Here is a 19048-nt window from a genome sequence, read left to right on the forward strand (position 1 = left end):
AGCGCTCCAAGCGTCAGTGGCGCGGGGGGTGACAGATAAATCTTGTGGGGCGAAGATAGAAGCATCTTGTTTCTAGACATCTCATTTCGGGCGCCAGACAAGAACCCCATACGGCTCATGCAGCATGGTTCCAAAAGTAAGCCGTCTCTGGTCGAGGATTTCCACTTTGTTGGCATCGGCGAGACGCATAAGCTCGGTCTGGTAGCCTTTCAAGTAGCCTCTCTTGTTGTGGTAAAGTCGGCCGAGGGCATCGAAAATAGGCTCGTCGTCGTAATTCTCGTAGATTGGCTCGATCTGAATGCAAATTTTCGGCTTTGCCTCGAGCAGCATTTTGAGAATGCCTTGCCACTGCGTGCCAAGCTGTTCAAACGAGTGAACCGAAAGCACCACGTTATCCGTCAACGTCCCAAGGCTATCACGCCCTTCAAGCGACAGCATGTCCAACCGCGCACCCGTGGCACGTCCGTCATAGTAGGTTGAAATCTTGTTGGTGATTTCAACCGAGGGCTCTGCCCAGTCCGCCCCGACGACTTGGCTGTTCTTGAACATGTTCAGGAGCAGGTAGACATTGGCCGCGCTGCCCGTTCCAAGATCGACAATGCGATCGCCATCTTGAATGTGGTGAGCGTAAAGCGTTGTCTTGACCGCGTGGCAGAGCGCGAACTCGAACAGCTTGTCCTGACGCAGCGCATAATCCCCGTCGAAGCGAAAGGCGTCGAACTTGAAGTATTGCGGGCAGAGCGTATCGTAGTCGAAAGATGCCTCGGCAATCCTGTCGAGGATTTCGCCCCACCCTTTGCGCCAGGCGTCAATACGGTGCGCACCAGAGCGCTTCAGGGAGTCGTCCTGCAGAAATCCGACGACATCCAACAAAATCTTGTCACGCTCATCAGTCGTCGGCCGACGGTATCGCAGGTGACTTTCTGCATCGAACCAGTCTGTAACGGCAGCCGAAGACATCGGAACGCCGCAACGCTCTGCGATATCCGATAGCTTCAATACCTCTTCCGCCGAACCAATGCCTGTGTCGGTCATGATCGCATTTTCCTTGTTATTAAAGCCTGCTGGAACCGCTTTCCCGCTCGCGGACCGCGATCGCGTTTCTGATACGCTCAACGGAGGTCTTTCGCAAAGCCGGCAAGAGCCCGCAGGCCCTTTCGATGGAGACGGCAGGCGCCTGATAGTTGATCGGTCCGAATTCGATTTCCCGCCCGGCAAGACATGCCACGTCCTTCAGTGTGACGGTATCCGCCGCAGCCAGATTGAAAAAACCTTCCGCGGAGCGGTCCAACGCCACCTCTATGAAATCTCCGATTTCATCATGGCAGATGTAGCTGAAGCGAGAGGAGCCGGACAATGGAACGGACGGGGTGGCACCGGACAAGATACGCTTGGTGACATTGGCGGGAGAATAAGGTCCGAGCGTTGATGACAGCCTTAGAATAAGGAACTGGCCGCCTGTTTGACGAGCCCAATTGACGACATGCCGTTCTGACAGCAACTTCGCTATGCCATAAAATTCATGCACTTGGTCCAGCTTGATCGGCTCATCCTCACGAAGGCTGTGCCCTTCAAGCGGATATACGGAAACGCTGGATATCAAAACAACCTTTTGCTTGCAAAGTCGAAGAACTTTTGACGTGAGGTCGAAGGAATCGGAAGCATAGTCATCCAAGCTGTCTGTATCTACGTCTTTCGCCCTGCTGTGAGCGCAATGAATGACCAAGTCGTATTTCGTATCTTGGGAAAGAATTTCGTCGGCATTTTCGCGCGTCATCGCAGTCGCGCGGAACCGTTCGCAAAGAGCTCGCCCCAGACCGCTGCGGGCTCCCGTTACCAACACTGAAAGTTCGTCAATGAGCATTGCCAGTCAGTTTTTTTCGTTGGCCAAAATTATGCAACATCCGGTCATACATGCTCAAATGCGGCCGTCATGCCAGGGGTGCCCGACGGGGCAACCATAGCAACACACTCTTTCGGTCGTGAATTCCCATCCATGCGAGACCGCGAACATGACCCGCGCGTTCTAAAGTTTCAACTGTTTTGATGTTAGGAGTTGAAAAAAGCGAATGAGTGCTATAGCGAAATGGCCATCAGTCCGGGTGCTACGGGTGAAATCTGTCTCATGAATTTCCGCTATAAAAAGAATGATACCTGTCGGATGTGTGGTTCGTCAAATCTCAGCCTGGTTCTGGATCTGGGCGAGCAACCGCCTTCGAACGCCTTCATCAAAACAGAAGATATACCGACCGAGCAAAGCTTCCCCTTGAGGATGTTTCGCTGCAGGTCCTGCGGCTCCTCCCAGCTCCTGGATGTGGTGAACGCGCAGGACGTTTTTGACGACTATCACTACCTTTCCTCCACCTCCGGAGCCTTGCGGAATCACTTCCAGGGTCTGGTTGACGGACTGCTGAGCGACTACAGCCCGAAGGAAAATTCGGTCATCGTTGATGTTGGCGCGAATGACGGCATCATGCTCGACCGGTACCCGAAGGATCGTTACCGTCTGGTCGGCGTTGAGCCCTCTTCTGCAGGGCAATATGCTGAACAGAAGGGGCATATCATTGTAAAAGACTTCTTCGGTCTGGAAGTCGGGCGGCGGATCAAGGAAGACTACGGGCCTGTTGCGCTGGTGACCGCAACAAATGTTTGCGCCCATGTCGACGACATGGTGGATTTCATGTCGGGTTTTGCTGAAATGCTGGATGACGACGGTCTCGCAGTGTTTGAGTGCTCCTACCTGCCTGACATGATGGAGGGGGTCTATTTCGATACAATCTACCATGAGCATCTGAGCTACCATGGTTTGACCCCGCTCAAGGCCCTGTTGCGAAGGGTCGGCCTTCGGGCCGTGAAAGCCGAGCGCATTTCATTTGGCGCATCGGGTCCGGCTCTGCGTTTGACCGTCGCTCTGGAGAGATCCGGGCAGAAAGAGGATGCATCGGTCCAATCGATGCTCGACGCGGAAGCGGCGTGGGGACTGATGACGGATGCCCCCTATGAGCGCTTTGCCGAAAAGGTCGAAAGCGCGATCAAGGAGCTTCGCGAAACGGTAGCCAGGCAGAAAGAATCCGGTAACCGGATCGGTGTGTTTACCGCGCCTGCAAAGGGAAACACGCTCCTGAATTCGGCCAGGTTTACTTGTGAAGACCTTGAAGCCGTTGCCGAGAACAACGCTTTGAAGTGTGGAAAGCTGACGCCGGGCAGTCATATTCCAGTGATTTCCGATGAGGAATTCCTGGGAAGAAAATTTGACATGGCTCTTCTGCTGTCCTGGAACTACGCGGATTTCTTTGTCTCAAACTCTGATTTTGTGAAGCAGGGCGGGCGCTTCATCGTGCCGCTGCCCAGACCCGTCATTCGCCCGTGAGGCCGTTAGAGAGAGCCTGTGTCTCAATTCTGCGAAGCTACTCGCGCATGCCACGCTTACCGCAGCGCCGTCTGTCCCACCCACTTTCCCGGAACACTAGAAACTTAGGATAAACAATGCCGTCCAAATATGATGTCTTGGTTATTGGCGGTCTTGGTCACATTGGGTTGCCGCTCGGCCTGGTCTTCGCGGATCAGGGCCTGCAAGTGGCCCTTTATGATATCAACTTGGAATTCCGTGAGATCGTTCGCAGTGGGAAGATGCCATTTCATGAGGATGGCGCCGATGAACTGCTCGCCAAATACAACGGCAAGAACCTTCACGTCGTCGACGATATCTCCGCTATTCGAGATGCCGAGACGCTGTTCATCACGATCGGGACCCCGCTTGACGGGTATCTGAATCCGCGAATTGAACCGCTTCTGAAGCTCATTGACGCAATGAAGCCTCATCTGCGCGATGAACACCTGATCATCCTTCGAAGCACCGTGATTCCGGGAACGACCGATCTTCTCAGCGACATCGTCGGCAAGTCGGTTAAAGCGGACGTTTCCTTCTGCCCAGAACGCGTTGTGCAGGGAAAGATGATCCAGGAAATGGAAACGCTGCCGCAGATCATTTCCGGCTGTACCCCCAGCGCGGTGAAACGGGCAAGGGCGCTGTTCGACTTGCTGGGTGTCAAGCAGATCGAAACGCGTCCCAAGGAAGCGGAATTCGCCAAGCTTTACTGCAACGCGTGGCGTTACATTACTTTTGCGGCCGCCAATCAGTTTTACATGCTTGCGGAACAGGAAGGTCTTGATTTCGGCCGTATCCAGCACGCCATGACCCACGAATACGCACGCATGCGGGACTTCCCGTCTCCCGGATTTGCTGCCGGTCCGTGCCTGATGAAGGACACCATGCAGCTTGCCGCGTTTGCGCGCCGGTCCTTCGAAATGGGACAGGCGGCCATGTTTGTCAACGAAGGCCTCGCCGCATTTGCCGTCGACAAATTGGCAGAGAAATGTGGCGGCTCGCTGGTGGGAAAACGGGTCGGAATTCTTGGCATGTCGTTCAAATCGGGTTCTGACGACATTCGGGATTCCCTGTCTTACAAGCTTCGCAAGTTGTTGCGCGGGCACGGCGCGGATCTGAGATGTACCGACGAATACGTTATGGTCGACCCGGAACTTGTCCCGCTTGAAGAGGTCACACAGTGGGCTGAGGGAATTATTGTAGGCACTCCGCATCCGGCCTATCGGGATCTTAAAATTCCGGAAGACACGGCAGTCGTCGATGTATGGGGCATAACCGACAAAGGTTAGCGTGGTGCAATTGTAACGGGCGAACAGGAATTTGCAGCCATCTAGGTTTGACGTTGAAGGAAATCACCAGTTCCGCTTACCGCTGTCCGCACTCGCAGAATATTACTCCGACGCTGAAGAGGCGTCGATTTGCGGAGACTTTTCTTGGGTGACGCGGTTTGCGCGATCCGACATTGAATTGTCGGCGATCGCGCTCTTGATGATGGGCAACAGGGAAGGGGCTTCGCGCCTCTTCTCTTCCCAAAGCGTGCCAAGTCCCCGCGGCATGTTGTTTGGCGCGCTGGGCCGATGGTTGGAAAGCGGCACGCTTGACGATTTTCAAGCGTGCCGGAAACTCCTCTCCGTTGCGAATTCCAGCCTGTCGCACGACTTTGACGAATTGGGTACAAAACAGCCCCTGCAAGTGCTTTTTGTTGGCGGTCCCCTGTCTCGTCTGGAGGGTCTTATTCCCGAATTCCAGGGAATTTGGGCCGCAGTCGGCGAACCTGATCCGGAGACAGGTCGCATTCGGGTTAAGCCGGCAAGCAGTGGCGCACCGCCGCGTGGGTCGATTACCGCTATGGACCTTGTGTTTGTTGATCCAAGCCATTGGTTTTCTCCCGGTCTCGAATCGTTCGATGGCATGAAAGTCGGTTTCATCGGCGATTTTGAGTGGAATTTCGCGCACCACCCGGAGCGGTACCGCGTCTTCGATGCGATGCTTTCTCTTGGTTCACAGGGAAACATTGAATCCAGAGCCAGGTTCGGGCGGCCAACTTTTGTCGGACCGATTTTGACTCATCTGGGTCTTCTTCCTGTGAACCGGCAGTTTCTGGAGCCGAGTTCGGCTGAAGCGGCCTGGCGGCGAATTCGTCGAGATACGGACATCGTTTCGACCGGTCGCCAGAAACATCTTGCTGGATTCTACTACGACAAAGCCGTGTTTAACCGCGCCTTGATGTCGGTCGGCACTCAGCAAGAGGTGGTCATGATGAACAGCATGCTGCCGGAACAAGGATACCAGGAGCTCATGGAGCGCTCGAGGTTCGTGGCAACGAGCCATCGCTACGGCATTGGGCAATCCTGGCGGGTTTTTGAAGCGTTGGGTGCGGGTGCAATGACGCTCGTGGATTCGGCGAGTGGAGCGATTTCTCGATTCTCCCGGGATTATCGATGCATTCACTCGATCCGTTCTCGAGACATGACCGATGACTTTGAAAGGCACATAAAGGAATATCCAAGGTATGCCGAAGAGTTTGCTCCCAGGGCCGGGGACTTTTTCAAGGAACTGAACAGCCTTGTTCCTCCGACCCGCGACGGTGTCTTGAAGCAAATGCGTACCCTGCAGTTGGGTGTGCTCCTCGCACGGCACGGGTTCCCGGATGCGGCTTTGTCTGAGTGGCGGACGGACCCGATTCTGCGCCGGTCTGAAAACAGGATCGCAGCTACAGGGGCGGGCGCCAAACTCGATGAACCGATAATACAGTCGCATTTTCTGGCGCGTTCGGCAAAAGCCTACGTTCAGTCGAGAGTGGCGATGGAACCGGCACGGCTAAGCTATGCCGAAGCGCTTGATGAACTGGCTCTTCTGCATGTGCGCCAGGCCATGGGGGAAAACCTGGAGAGTTCCATCTGCGACTACACACAGAAGATCATTACCCGTCACGCACAATACGGAATGCCGAAACTCTTGATGGCGGCCGCGCAGCGCAAGGAGAACAGACTTGCCGAAGCGGACACGCTATTGACGGAACTCGTGTCAAACCTGGATGGCTATCAGTTTGTGCTTGCGGATGCCCGCCCCGAGTGGCAACTCGGCTCCGTCAATGTCGGTGAATTGATCGATGGTGCAATGAAGGACCTTCTTGAGAATGGTGCCTCCGGCAGTTCCTGGAGCGGCCCCTCAGATGCGCCCTTTCCGTTGGAGGCCTTCAGAAAAGTCGTCGGGTCGGCGGCCTATGCGCTGCTCGCCGACAGTGCATTGCGCCGGTCAGACGACACCGCCGCTGTGGAGTTCGCATCAACAGCGTTGAAGTTCTGCAGCTGGCAATCAGCCGCTGGCGGAATTCTGCTTCAGGCGTTGCGCCGATTGAGTTTGGCGCCCAACGGGGAGGCAGCCTGCAAGGACTTCCTGGTCGCATTCGAAAAGGTCAGCCGGCAAAATCAGGAGCTCTTTCACCAATTCGCGCTGACGGCCATGAGGGTTCTGGTCGACCTCGGTCGAACACCCGAGGCGCAAGAGCTGGCGAAAACCTGGGCCGTTGGCTGGAAAAGAATTGGCAAGCCTGTTGGCTGGGGCGCTGTACCCAAGTGGTCTGCTTCCGAGTTCCAAACGGTTTGGAAGCACGACAGCTTGCAAAAAGAAATGGCGGCGTTCGGTCTCGATCTATCTGTGCTGGTTTACAATTAGGGCGTTTCCATCTGACCGGAATCTAGTGCCACTCAGTGTGCTTGATCCAATTCCAAACGATGCTGGGTATGTTCTTTTCGGCGAAGTTTTTCTTGTCTGACCGCTTGTTCACAACTGCGATTTCGTAACAGAAGGGCTGGTCGTTGTTTTCGATGCGTTCGTTCGTAAAGGGGCGACCGTCGATCGAATATGCAAGGAAATCATTGGTCTCAAGGAAGTTGAAAAAATCCTCCTTCGACACGCCGAGCAGGCCAAGTTGGTCCATTTCAAATTCCATAATGAAAAGCGGGTCCTTGGCCTGAATGAGGTTCTTGGCGCCGCGCAGAACATCGAAATCGGCACTTTCTGCATCACACTTTATGAAGTCGAGCCGGCCAATTTTTTCGAAGTCGAAAAAGGCGTCGAGTGTGATCGACTGAATCCTGGAGGTACTGGTCTGGTCAAAGTCAATACCATGGCCTTCGACAATTGTGCTTTGCCCGTTGTTCTTGTCATTTTGATAGAAGGTAACCACGTCGTCGGTATTCGACACGGCAAGGTTGAACACCTTGATCTGGTTCGGTTCCTTATACTTTTCGGCTGCTTTTTTCTGGATGTGCTGAACAAATTGGGGGACGATTTCGAATGAGAAAATTTGGCCGTCGAGACCAATGCGCTCTGCGAAACGGAACGTATGCAGGCCGAACTGGGCGCCGACATCGATGACCGTGCTATCGGACCGGATAAGACCAAAATAAATGCATTTCAAGATAGATTCGAAGTGACTGAATTTACCTTCAGGTTCGATGATTTTTCTAAGTTCCTGGTCAATCTGGTTCACTATTGTTTCCTCTGAAAGCGAACAATCTATCTCTCAGGATAGACGCGAACGTATGCAAGACGGATCTGGTCAAATCCATATTGCCTTTGGGGACCTGGTTTAAACCCGCAGATTAAATTCAAACGTTCATGAAAACTCTCGAAAGGCCTGAACTCAGGAGAGGGCCCTGAAAGTGGTGGGTCCCATCAAGCCAAAACAGTTCGGCTTGTTGCTCGAGACGGTGACTTTTATTGCCGATTGCGGAGATTGGGCGACGAAGAGGTGGTTGCCGCCCTGACATTCGTCGTTGGTTGAAAATTCCATGATTTTTGCACTGGTATGCGAATTTGTTGCGTGAACGCTGATGCTCATGGGGATTTGCCCATGCGGGCTTAGTTTCGAGGTCAGTTCATATTCCTTTCCCGGCATCGTCTCCACGATGGAAACCAAAGCCGGGTAATAGGATTCTTTTGGTGATCGGCATATGCGAATTTGTTCGCCTTCGACGGTTGCGCTGGCGTAGTTAATGGGCCGCCACTTGGATATCAGTGTGCGATTGCTTTCGTTTGCCCAGACGCCCTTCATTTCGACGATGTCGAAATCCGGCATCTCAAGAGGCTTTTCGCCAATTTCGCTAATGGCAGTCGCATATCGATCATATCTGGAGGCATTTTTTCGAAGGTACGCCAGGCTTCTTTCATCACCGGTTCTGCGGGAATGCCAGAGCGCCACATGGAATTGCATGTCGACAGGGTCGATACCGACAGCCCGCTCGCAATAAACGCATGCGGGTGGCATGTTCTCACCGGTGAGCAAGGACCGCCTTATGTCCTCATAGACCTTGTTGTTCCAGACATCGGCCAAGGCCCCGTCTTCAAGCAATAGCGTGATCGGGAATTTCTTCAATGATGAAGAACAACACAGCCCTACGTAAAAGTCGCCGTCGCGCTGCACGATATTCGGCTTCGAAAACGGAAACAAACAAAAGCGGGTTTGACCGAGACCGAGTGGGAGGGCCTCGTGCGCATCGTTATCGAGCGTGTTGATCAGGGTCTTCGCCATTCCATTCCACTCCTAGCCGGCCAGCAGCGGGCGTAGCGGCTGAGGAATATTGAGGGCCACGCCATATTCTTTTGCAAGGTTCGACGCTTCGGTCAGATGTTTCGCTGAGACGTCCAGATCCTCGGTGATCAGGCTGACAGTAAAACTTTCCGGTTCGTACTGAAAGTCAGGCAGTCGCATGTTTGCAAAGGCAACGCCATCCACACCAAGCTCTCTGGCCAGTTCGATCATTTTCGGAGCGTCTGCGATGTTTTCCCTCATCAGCACCATGTTCATCGTGACATGAGGCGTCCGGCTACCGAGCTCGCACCGAATTTCAATCAGGTTCCGGAGGTTTTGAGTAACGGTATCGAATTTCGCGCCGCGCATGACAAATTCGGCGGTCTCCTTGGTCGCACCGTGGATCGACACGTAGATATGATGTATCCCGCTTCGAACAATGTCTTCAGCGAGATCCCTGGTAATGAGCGTGGCATTCGTGATGACAGTGACCTTGGCGCCATGCGCGATCAGTTTCCTGGAGGTCGGAATGATGTCGCGGTTCATGAACGGTTCTGAGTAGCTTCCCACGAAGGTGATCTCCGACACCTGAACGTCAGAAAAGAACTTCATGATGTCGTCAAAACCCAGGCGCGAATACTTGTCGAATCCTTTCTCTTCTACATAAAGGGCGCCGCCGCACATTCTGCATGAAACATTGCATCTATTGACGATATCCATTCCGACATTGACCGGCAGGTTTTCCCCGTAAATGAGATGTTCAACGTCATCAAGTGTCTGGAAATTCGACATTAATTGCACCAGTGCCGGCTAGAAATCACCAATCGCATTTCTTGTATTCTTGCCGAACTCAATAATCTTAACGGAAAGACTGTGTCAAGGCATCGCCGTCCAGCGAAATTCAATGCCAGGGTTAGGAGCGTCTGCCTGCGCGTTGAAAGCTTGAATACAGTCCTTTTCTGAGCGACCTGAACGTACAATTTGGGGTCCGTAATGTAGAGCATTTCCAGTCACTGTAGGATCATCTGACCGGAGCGGTCGCGTCCTCTGACCGCGTTGGCTCGCGCTCGTGGTGAGCGCACTTTCGAGAATTTCCGACGCCTTCATTGTCGGCATCAGCCCGGCGCGTCTCTCGACCACCCCATGAAACGCTCGAAGTAGTACCAGGACAGGCCACCGGTTCGAAGGGGCGGGCCGCTCTCGAAGTCGAGCGTGTCGTAGCCGTTGCTGCCAAGATTGATGGGAGGCGTTCCGTTCTTGGTTATGTCTCCAGCACCCAAGTAGATTTGGCCGTCTCGGGCGCCACCCAGTAGCAGGTCACGACCAAGTCCACCAATCAGCGTGTCATTTCCTGCGCCGCCGCTCAGGACCAAATTTACACCTGCAAGGTTTCTAGAAATATAGTCGTTTCCATCAGCCGCTCTGAACCTTTCATAAACTTCCAGGCAGACGGAGAGTGAACAATTGATCAAGCCATTGTTCAACGAAGTCGCGATCGAGAACCCATACATGCTGCACAGCTCTACTTGCAGGCAGGTCCTGACAACATTGACCAACTGGCAGCAAGGGTAGGTAGCTTGGAGCCAACTCTCCAGTGGCAACAAGCTATATCCATAGTTTACTGTTAATCTGGTTGGGAATGGCGGCCTTTCGAACGGCCTAAACACTTCTCCTAGGTTTTGAAACTAACAACTAACAACAGTGATCATTACCTCGATGGTAAAACTGATTGTGTTTGCTTGCCGACCGCTCTCAAATTTTCAATACGGACAAGCGTCGTGTTTGGAGACCACACCAGCACCATATTGTGACTCTTCGCTCCCCGGAACTAGCCCGTCAGAACACCTCATGTCGCGGCCGAATTGCCTTTGCAGCTTGAGGTGACGTTGATGTCAAATGCTCGGCAAAAACGACCCGTGCATCGACCTACTCCAATCCTAGTTCGATTTTGACGATAGCAGTTATAGGTGCTGCTATTCTTGTCTTTCGCGCAGGTTTCTTTCCGTTCACCGCTCCCTGTGGAACCAGTTGATGCCGAAGAGAAAATGTAGTCAGGGGGCCGCTGACTCCAGTAAAAACCCTTCCAGTCTCGTTATGGCCTCGTGACTTGCCCTGACGACGGCGTCTACCGTATTCGACCCGTTATGGGACCCGAAAATGCAACTTTCGAATTTTCGAAGCGGAGAGTCCTGCGGCAGGGGCTCGACTTCGAACACGTCCAGCGCGGCGGACGCGACGTGGCCGCTTTCCAGGGAAGCAATAAGGGCTGTTTCGTCGATCAGCGGACCGCGGGCGACATTTACGATGCGGACCCCTTCCTTGCAGTCCGCGAGCGTTTTTGCGTTGAGCATATGGTAGCTGCTGTTGGTCAGCGCGCAAGTGAACACAAGGAAATCGTGTTCCCCGATACGGTCCGGCCAGTTGGCGCGTTCTACCCCGTGAAGACCACCGTTACCGCCGATGCCGGGATCGTAGACGCAGACCTTCATGCCGAGCGCTTGAAGTCGCGAGGCTGCCTTATGCCCTATGTCGCCGAAGCCGATTACTCCGGCGCGTTTGCCTGCCAGGCTGATACCTGCGGGTTTTGGCCAGCCACCGGCTCGAACGCCCCGGTCGATCACGAACAGGCTGCGGGCCAGGCTAATGACATAAGCGGTTGCCACATCCGCGACCTCGCTGCCAAACATCGCCGGAGTGTTGATGATCGGGATCCCCAGCTCCTTGCAGGCATCGAAATCGACGTTGTCGGTGCCGATACCCCACTTGACCGCAGCCTGCAGCTTGCCGTTCCGGGCTGCGGTGAAAACGCGCTTCGACGCAGGGTCGTCCCCGATGATCCAGCCGTCGTACTGGGGTATCAGCTCGCAGAGTTCGTCCTCACTGAGCACCTGCGTTGTGTTGGCAGGGTGAAGCGCCAGCCCCTTCTCGGCTGCGAAATCGGTAAATCGGTCAAGCTGCCCAAGCATTGGTGGGCAGGTTACGATTACATCTCTTGTCATGCTGCTTCCTGTTTTTTCCGCATGTTCGCGACCGCTTCGGCCATCATCCAGTCTTCGAGAGTATCGATGTCGACCGCCTCAAGCTTCTGCATTTCGAACAGGATCGGTTTCTTCCCAATTCGGGCATTCGTTTCAACGAAACTTCCGCTGGAAAAGATATAGAGGTTGGAATTTTCCTCGTACCAGGGTTCGAGATCCTGGGTTTGGATGAGATTATCCGGATCGTGGTTCACAGGACTGCCGTCCGCACGGTAAAAGCGCGTCTGGATCTTGTTGACTGTGAAAAGAGAGTCTGACGTCCCTTTGGTGACCCCCTCCTGGTAACTTGCCAGTGCAGTGCGGATGGTTTCGCTGGACAGCATCGGATTGGTGGTGTGCGTCATCAGATAGGTGTCAGCCGGCACGTTCTGTATGTCATCGGCAAGAATCAGGTTCATAGAGACGGTGTCGCCGCAAAGCTCTGCTTTGCGGTCGCGGATAACGACCCTGTCGGACTCAACCAGCCCATTTTCCGCAAGGATGTCTCGGGCGTCGGTATTGATGACAACCTGGTCGATTTCTTCCAGTGAAAGGAGGGAATCGAGAATCCAGCGAAACAAAGGCTTGCCGTTGAGCGGACGGAAGTTCTTGCCCTTCACCCGCTGGCTATTTGCCTTCATTGGGAGAAGGGCGACGCATCGGCTTGAGCCACTCATCTTGTTCTGCCTTTTTACTCACTTGTGGATAGAAAAAACGCTGCTTGGCGGCCTGAGAAAGAATACGGTGTTCATGGTTTCCGGTGTAGGAGCCCCAGTATTGGCACCAGCGATAGCGCAGCATGTCGCCAAGACCGGTCGAGGATATTCTGTTGCGCATCGCGGACCGCCAGTCGGCGTAGACGCTCCTTACGATGCACTGTAGCACGTCGATCTTGGACAGGTGCACTTCGGGCATGATCATGCGCAGAGCAATAGCCTCACGCTCAAATCTGCGACGCACCGATGCCCAGGTTTCCTGGTGGTGATGAAAGACGGGCGCTTCAGCAACATATCCGATCTTGGCCCCTGCAGCGACGAGTCGCTTGGCAAGTTCCATATCCTCGAGACCGGTCAGTTCCTCGTCAAACAGGTGTTCTTCCCACGCTGTACGAAGGACAGCGGAGTTTGCGTTGTTGCAAAAGAAGCCGTCTTGCGGAACCGAAGAGTGAGCAGGGAAATACTTGGCGAAAATTCGCCGTTCACTGTAGTTGCTGTCGTCGTCGCCAATCTGCCGGCCATAGCTATAGACAACCTTGCCGTCCACAATCGGCTGGCAGAGATTTTGAAGCCAATGCTTATCGACAGGGATACAGTGTCCCGAAATGAATACCAGAATGTCGCCGGTGCTGAACTCACACCCCCTGTTGAGCGAACGTCCGAAAGAGAATTCCTGTCTCGTAATGTAGGTGATACGGCAGTCGAAGCTTGATGCGATTTCAACCGTTTTGTCAGTCGAACCGGAATCAATCAGAACAACCTCAACGCTTTCGAAGCACGTTTCCTGGGAACCGATCATTTCCAGGAGGTCTGAAAGGTATTTGGCTTCGTTGAGGGTACGTATTACGATACTTATACGCATCGGAAGCTTTCTGATTTACTTAATAGTCGGAAATGAGTTAAGTGCACCGTCGCGTGGATATCACCTCTTTTCTAGGCTTTGATACCGAACGGATCGTGTTTTGTCCAGTCTTGAATTTGGGGGCAAAGTCAACGTTTTAATCAATAATCTAGCAGTGAAAGTCGTCTTGTTTCGGTTGACTGGGCTGCCGTCTAACGAAGATGCAGTTAGTGTCGTACCCCTGTGAATAACTGGCCCTTGGAAAAGGCGTTGCGAGGAGGGGCGGACATACACCCGGTTTCATCACCAGGTCGTGTCAGAACTTGGGAGAATAAAGTCCTGGCGCCGGATCAGTAGCAGATATGTTCACGTGCGATCGGAAAGGGAGGCCGGCAATATCCGAGGCTATGTACTTGCCTGCGCTGGTGAGCCACACCCGTCAGATCATGCCTTTGGATTAACGGTTCCAAAGCTTGAATGGCCCGGATCATGGGGCAGGGGGATTTGTCGAGGAACACCTCTTTGCCCGGTCTGTAGAAGCGTCATATAGCAGTGAGAGCCAATTTATTGGTCTGCACCAGCCGCCGCCTTGCATCATGCTAGCAGCCATCCCTCAGTCTTGTTATTTCTTGAAGACATGGTCATAGATGCGCGAAGCTTGTCTGATTACGGGGCCGATCAACCGAGTGTCTTTTGTCTTGTGATAAAAAATCTCGAGATGATCATCGATATGAAGAAGGACTTCCCGGAGATTTTTCCTGTGCAGGTTCCTGATGGAGGTCCCTTCGGAACGCTGGCGCTTCTCGGCCTCCGCGATAAGCTTCAACTTGGACCGGGTGACGATTGTGTTCACGGAGCTGCTCATCAGGACGTCGGCGAACCTCCCTTCCCGGCCTTCGACCTTGCCGGTATTCCGGCCGTACGTGGGTCTGATTTTCGCCAAGATCTTCCGGGTGTCGAACATGGACCTAGAGAACATGTCGACCGCGCGCAGATTGGTCCTCCACTCGTTGGCTTGAGACGCCGATGCTGCCTGATCGTACATATCGCCGAGGGTCCGGGCGATCGCGATGGCAGGTTCCATGCCTTCTCTGTTTGCGCAATGCGTGTCCAGGAAGTCGGGCCAGGCATGCCTATGCAGCTCTGCCAGGCCGGATGCGTTTTCAAGAAGGCGGGTCAATTCCTGCGTGTTCTCGGCGATCGGATAGGCCCCCATTGGGTCCTTGAACTTGTCGACCTGTTCCGCGTGGGGATTGAAATAGATGACCTGCCGTCCGTAAGCCAGGCCTTCTAGTATCCCGGACGCAAACCGTTGCACGATCACCGTGCTGTTGCGCGTCGCCGCGTCGAAGGTCTCGGGGGTCACCTTGTCCTGGTGTAGCCTGCCAAGATCGGCAGGGTGCCGGGAAATAGCCCAGTCGAGTCCTGCCTGTTCGCAGGCTTCTACCGCCTGCGTCAGCCAGGCATCTCTATGTTCAACCAGCACGCCATAGCTAAAGTTCGAATTGATGAGCACTCGCGGGATGGACGGCAGTGGGAGTGGAGGAGAAGACCTCATCTTCGCAATGCGTGGCAAGCCACAAACATGGATCTCCTGATTGCTGTCGGAAAAATACCGCTTGTCATAACTGCCGGGAAGAAGGACCGCATCTGCCATGCGGTAAGCGCCTCGGTCTCGGTTGATGTCTGCGTCCCAGTAGTCCTGTATCCCCTCTACGATCGCAGCTGTCTTGATCCCTGCGGCTTGTGCGGCACCGAAAATTGCTCGTACAGATGGATCCCAGTCGTTGAGGGCAACAATTACCTTCGGTGCATAGAGTCCTAGCATGAAAGGGCTTAATCCAATGAGTGGGATACCCAACTCCACCGCTTTGGATCTGAGAAAACGATCACCGCAGTGGCTCGACAGGTCTACGACGTGACAGTCGATGTTTCGGGCGGCGAGGTGCTTGAGCACAGGTGCCAAAGTCTCTAGGTGGTAATCTTTCTGCAAAAGGAAGACGATACTGGGTTGTCGGGTCTTGCCTAGGTTCCAGCCGCTGAATTCGACGGAATCCGTGAAAGGAAATGTGGAATCGGTTGAGTCGACTTTGGAGGGTAGGGGCTCCTGCAGAGCCGTTTTCAGGAGGCGGTCGAGCAAAGCCTTTGTCTGCGGAAATTTGATTTCCAGACTCTTTTGCGGCTCAGTGTGAAAACGGGCTACACCGGTCTTCAGATGAAGCCTGATGTCGTTCCGGCTCAGAACTTGATGCAGGTCAGGCAATTCCGTGCGCAGCATCACGCCGAGGTCGTTCAGGTCTGCGTTGTGGTCCGCCTGGTTCCTTCTTGCAGCTTCCATGCCCACAAAGGACAGTATACGTCCCGCAAGATCGGCTTGTTGCCGGTAGACTGGCCACTTTTTTGTATAGGTGGTTATATCAGCATCAAAGGAAGCCTGGGCCGGCAGGTCCATGTAAGATGCCTTGTTCAGCCGAATAGCAATATCCAGATGTTTCAAGGGCTGTTGGCGGATCATGCTTCTGCTTCTGCTTCGGTAGGTTACGGCGTGACGCTTAACGGCAACGAAGCGATAGCCGGCCCGTAAGGAGCGCATCCAGAATTCGTAATCCTCGGCTTGAACCATTTTCTCATTGAAGCCCCCCAACCGGCAGAGCTTGTCCGCGAAAAAGAGAGGCTGGTTCGCGTTGAACGGACAACTTGTTCCGGCGCGGAGAAAATCGACCGGCTTCAAAATACAGGAGCTGCTCCTTGGGGGCTTTTTTGTGTCTTCGCGTATTGTGATGCTGCCGCAATAGCTTCCGATCACGTGCTCGTCGTCACACCCAAGTAATGGTGCGAGGCGCAGTTCGAGACTGTCTCGCATCATCAGGTCATCTGCGTCCAGAAAGCACACGAATGGTGAGGTTGTTGCGCGCAGGCCCGTGTTGCGGGCCGCCGAAAGCCCCGAGTTGGCTCCATGATTTATAATTTGGATGCGTTTGTCGCGCCGCGCGAACTCTTCTGCGATCTCTCGGGTGTTGTCGGTTGATCCGTCATTCACGACGATACAGCGGAAGGATTTCGTCGTCTGTGCAACGATGCTATCGAGCGTCCAGCGCAAAAAACCACCAGCATTGTAAGCTGGCACAACAATTGTGCAAATCGCAGAATTCAAATCAAACTTCCTAAGGTCGATTGTGGCGAACAATGTCAACGACGGAGAAGGCAACCTGCACCAAAGCCTGCAATTTTCCGCTATATATGACTTCGTAGCATGGGCGAGAGAAGGGTGCTCTTTTTACTCCCGCTTTAAGAAACTGGACTGCAACAAATATCATTAGCTCAAAGCTTCTACGAACCAAAATCCATAACTTTAACAACAATAAATTGGATGAAGAGCTTGCGTATTGCGGGTGGGATCGCTGCAGGTTTGCGACATTTTTTGCGCGTTGAATGCAGCTTTGTAAGCTCGCCAGCAGCCTAGTTTTCTCCGGTCGAATATAGTGTATTAATTCAAGATCCGGGCTAAAGTAGATGCTGTTATTAGGGCACAGTGCAAGTATTCGCAGCTGCAATTCGGTTTCTTCGCCGTATCTTGTCTCTGATCCACTCATGCCGAAGTTGGGGTCGAATGTGCCTACTTTTTCAAGTAGATCGCGCCGAATTGCCATGTTGCCACCTGAGAGACCAGGCTTGGAAAGCCAGCGCTCTTGCCAATCGTCGCGGATGTGGTAGCTGTCTCCATACTTTTCGAGAAAACCCTTGGCGTAGTGTCGTTTGTCTATTTCGGGTAAATACTTTCCACGATAGGGCCCCCCCACCATGACGGGCGACTTGTGACCAATCACACAATAGAGACGATCTAACCAGTCGGCATCAACGTCACACTCGTCATCTAAAAAGACCAGCCAATTGCCTCTACTCTCAGAAACACCTCTGTTCCGAGCGTTGGACAAACCCTGAAGTCTCTCGAGATGGTAGCTCCACTTGTTTCGCTGAATAGAAGGGAGCGTTAAAAAAAAATCTTGCACTGCCTTCTGCGTTGCATCTTTAGAATTGTTGTCAACAATAAGTATTTCGTAGTCAAAATTCTTATTTTTATTTAGTTTTGCAATGCTATTTATGCAAATGCTCAGAATGTCGCTTCGGTTGTAAGTGCAAATGATAATAGAGAACATTGTCGTCATTTGGTCTTTGCCGTTATGGGTATTTGAACCTGATTTATCAGATATTTTCATTAGGATGAGCTTCGTCCAAACAGCAGCTTGTCCAACGTGGGGGTTCTAGCAAGTTCCAACATAATTGGACGCAAAACGGCGTGGATTAAGCGCTTAAGCGGTGCGCTGTTTAGCTGTCTTTTTACGTCAAAGTCCAAATTAAGATAAAAATTTACTAAAACCCGTTTTCTTTCAACTTTGCACATGAGTTTCGTTGCGCCATCGAAACCTGCTCGTTTCCGGTCGGTCGATGAAGAAATTCTATTGAGTCCTGTTCGATTGTAGACAAGCCAAATTCTTGGCTCATAAACTAACACACTATCTTTTTGCAAAGCCTCCCAATACATATGCCAATCTTGGCAAGATGCCAGCGAAGGAAAACTCATTTTTGCTACGGCGCGTCTCGAAAATGTAACCGCACCTAATGGGCCGACACAATTTTCGTAGGACAAATAGTTCTTTAACGAGAGCGGCAGTGACAACAGTGACTGAAGAGCTTTGGGTTCTTCGAGTTTGCCAATTGCATCGTTTGCCGTTCTAGCCACGCGTGGAGTGAACAGGAAGTCGAATTGTGTTGTTGAGATGCTGTTGAGTACGCCTTCTAACCAATTGTCGGAAATGTCGTCGTCGGAATCGTGAAAGTGAACGTAGTTTCCCGTAGAGTGCTGAAATCCAATTTCTCTAGATGCCGGGGCGCCTAAACAGGTCGCGTTCCGCAATAGAATTACCTCGTCGAAGGTTTCATTGAAGAAACGTTCGGTACTACCGTCATCGACTACGACCAGCTCTACCTTGTTGATCGCGTCCAGTTCCGACATCATTTTTCGAAAACGACCTACGAGAAAACGTAGTTGCTCGATCCTATTGTGGGTAGGGATTACGATGCTCAATGTCGGTTGCATATATTGAACTTTGAAATTTTGTATTGGCTTTCGAAAGTGCCACAGACCAATATCAAACTGTCACTCGAAGTAAAGGCGTTCCGTTCTGCGTTTTCGATTTAAGCTGACTTGCACATCACAGGCAGTATTGCCGCCTAAAAAATTATGACTTTCCGATTTTTCCAATTGGTCATGATATGCGGTCAGCGTCCATCTAGTAACCAAAGGGTGGATTTTAGCTAATGCCCATCCATTGGACATATTTGCGCGTAATTTAAGCTACTCCCTGCAACTGTTGCCCGGGTAGGTTTGTTGAATTCGATGTTACCAGACTACGCCATAGACGAAGTACGAAGGCTTGCGTTCAAAGAAGTCCATCCAATTTCGGATACCGACCCTTGCCGTCCATCGAGTTGCGTACGTCCCTCTGCCTCAGTCAGCCTTGCCATGCAAACGAGGTGGCCGGACGC

The 19048-nt window shown here is 52.8% G+C and carries 15 protein-coding genes; 3 read left to right on the forward strand and 12 right to left on the reverse strand.

The genetic code is table 11. The features are described from left to right. Window positions 1-81 precede the first annotated feature (81 nt). Both J7447_RS02270 and J7447_RS02275 read right to left on the reverse strand, forming a co-directional pair. Window positions 82-1035, reverse strand: coding sequence for a class I SAM-dependent methyltransferase (locus tag J7447_RS02270; protein ID WP_209168614.1), 954 nt, complete (start codon window positions 1033-1035; stop codon window positions 82-84). Window positions 1036-1054: 19 nt separating this feature from the next. Continuing rightward, window positions 1055-1864 (reverse strand): NAD(P)-dependent oxidoreductase, encoded by an 810-nt coding sequence (locus tag J7447_RS02275; RefSeq protein ID WP_209168615.1) that lies wholly within the window; start codon window positions 1862-1864, stop codon window positions 1055-1057. A gap of 297 nt (window positions 1865-2161) precedes the next feature. On the opposite strand from J7447_RS02275, the gene J7447_RS02280 reads away from it, so the two are divergent. The 3 genes from J7447_RS02280 (at window position 2162) to J7447_RS02290 (ending at window position 7066) form a co-directional block, all read left to right on the forward strand. Next, the gene (locus J7447_RS02280; protein WP_209168616.1) at window positions 2162-3370 is read left to right on the forward strand and encodes a class I SAM-dependent methyltransferase; all 1209 of its coding nucleotides are present in this window, start codon (window positions 2162-2164) and stop codon (window positions 3368-3370) included. 116 nt (window positions 3371-3486) lie between these two features. Continuing rightward, the gene (locus J7447_RS02285; protein WP_209168617.1) at window positions 3487-4677 is read left to right on the forward strand and encodes a nucleotide sugar dehydrogenase; all 1191 of its coding nucleotides are present in this window, start codon (window positions 3487-3489) and stop codon (window positions 4675-4677) included. A gap of 148 nt (window positions 4678-4825) precedes the next feature. Further along, window positions 4826-7066 (forward strand): hypothetical protein, encoded by a 2241-nt coding sequence (locus J7447_RS02290; RefSeq protein WP_209168618.1) that lies wholly within the window; start codon window positions 4826-4828, stop codon window positions 7064-7066. Window positions 7067-7088: 22 nt separating this feature from the next. On the opposite strand, the gene J7447_RS02295 is transcribed toward J7447_RS02290, so the two are convergent. From J7447_RS02295 to J7447_RS02340, 10 genes are all read right to left on the reverse strand, one after another. After that, window positions 7089-7886, reverse strand: a complete 798-nt coding sequence (locus J7447_RS02295; protein WP_209168619.1) for an FkbM family methyltransferase — start codon at window positions 7884-7886, stop codon at window positions 7089-7091. Window positions 7887-8039: 153 nt separating this feature from the next. Further along, window positions 8040-8927, reverse strand: coding sequence for an SPASM domain-containing protein (locus J7447_RS02300; RefSeq protein WP_209168620.1), 888 nt, complete (start codon window positions 8925-8927; stop codon window positions 8040-8042). Window positions 8928-8939: 12 nt separating this feature from the next. Continuing rightward, a complete protein-coding gene (locus tag J7447_RS02305) occupies window positions 8940-9719 on the reverse strand; it encodes a radical SAM protein (protein ID WP_209168621.1) in 780 nt (259 codons plus the stop codon). Window positions 9720-10042: 323 nt separating this feature from the next. Beyond that, entirely contained in the window at window positions 10043-10207 is a 165-nt protein-coding gene (locus J7447_RS31210) for a hypothetical protein (protein WP_286188882.1), read from the reverse strand. Between the two features lie 771 nt (window positions 10208-10978). Next, entirely contained in the window at window positions 10979-11926 is a 948-nt protein-coding gene (locus tag J7447_RS02315; protein WP_209168623.1) for a phosphoglycerate dehydrogenase, read from the reverse strand. Beyond that, window positions 11923-12585 carry an acylneuraminate cytidylyltransferase family protein gene (locus tag J7447_RS02320; RefSeq protein ID WP_062489763.1) on the reverse strand — a complete coding sequence of 221 codons (663 nt, stop codon included), beginning with the start codon at window positions 12583-12585 and terminating at the stop codon, window positions 11923-11925. Before J7447_RS02320 ends, J7447_RS02315 begins: the two co-directional genes overlap by 4 nt. Next, on the reverse strand, window positions 12572-13522 hold the full coding sequence (locus J7447_RS02325; protein ID WP_209168624.1) for a glycosyltransferase: 951 nt from the start codon (window positions 13520-13522) through the stop codon (window positions 12572-12574). Before J7447_RS02325 ends, J7447_RS02320 begins: the two co-directional genes overlap by 14 nt. A 601-nt stretch (window positions 13523-14123) precedes the next feature. Further along, window positions 14124-16655 (reverse strand): glycosyltransferase family A protein, encoded by a 2532-nt coding sequence (locus J7447_RS02330; protein WP_209168625.1) that lies wholly within the window; start codon window positions 16653-16655, stop codon window positions 14124-14126. 10 nt (window positions 16656-16665) lie between these two features. After that, window positions 16666-17718, reverse strand: a complete 1053-nt coding sequence (locus J7447_RS02335; RefSeq protein ID WP_209168626.1) for a glycosyltransferase family 2 protein — start codon at window positions 17716-17718, stop codon at window positions 16666-16668. Beyond that, the gene (locus J7447_RS02340; protein WP_286188883.1) at window positions 17718-18599 is read right to left on the reverse strand and encodes a glycosyltransferase family 2 protein; all 882 of its coding nucleotides are present in this window, start codon (window positions 18597-18599) and stop codon (window positions 17718-17720) included. Before J7447_RS02340 ends, J7447_RS02335 begins: the two co-directional genes overlap by 1 nt. Window positions 18600-19048 lie beyond the last annotated feature (449 nt).

The organism is Labrenzia sp. R5_0, from assembly GCF_017743835.1.
Lineage (GTDB): Bacteria > Pseudomonadota > Alphaproteobacteria > Rhizobiales > Stappiaceae > Roseibium > Roseibium algicola.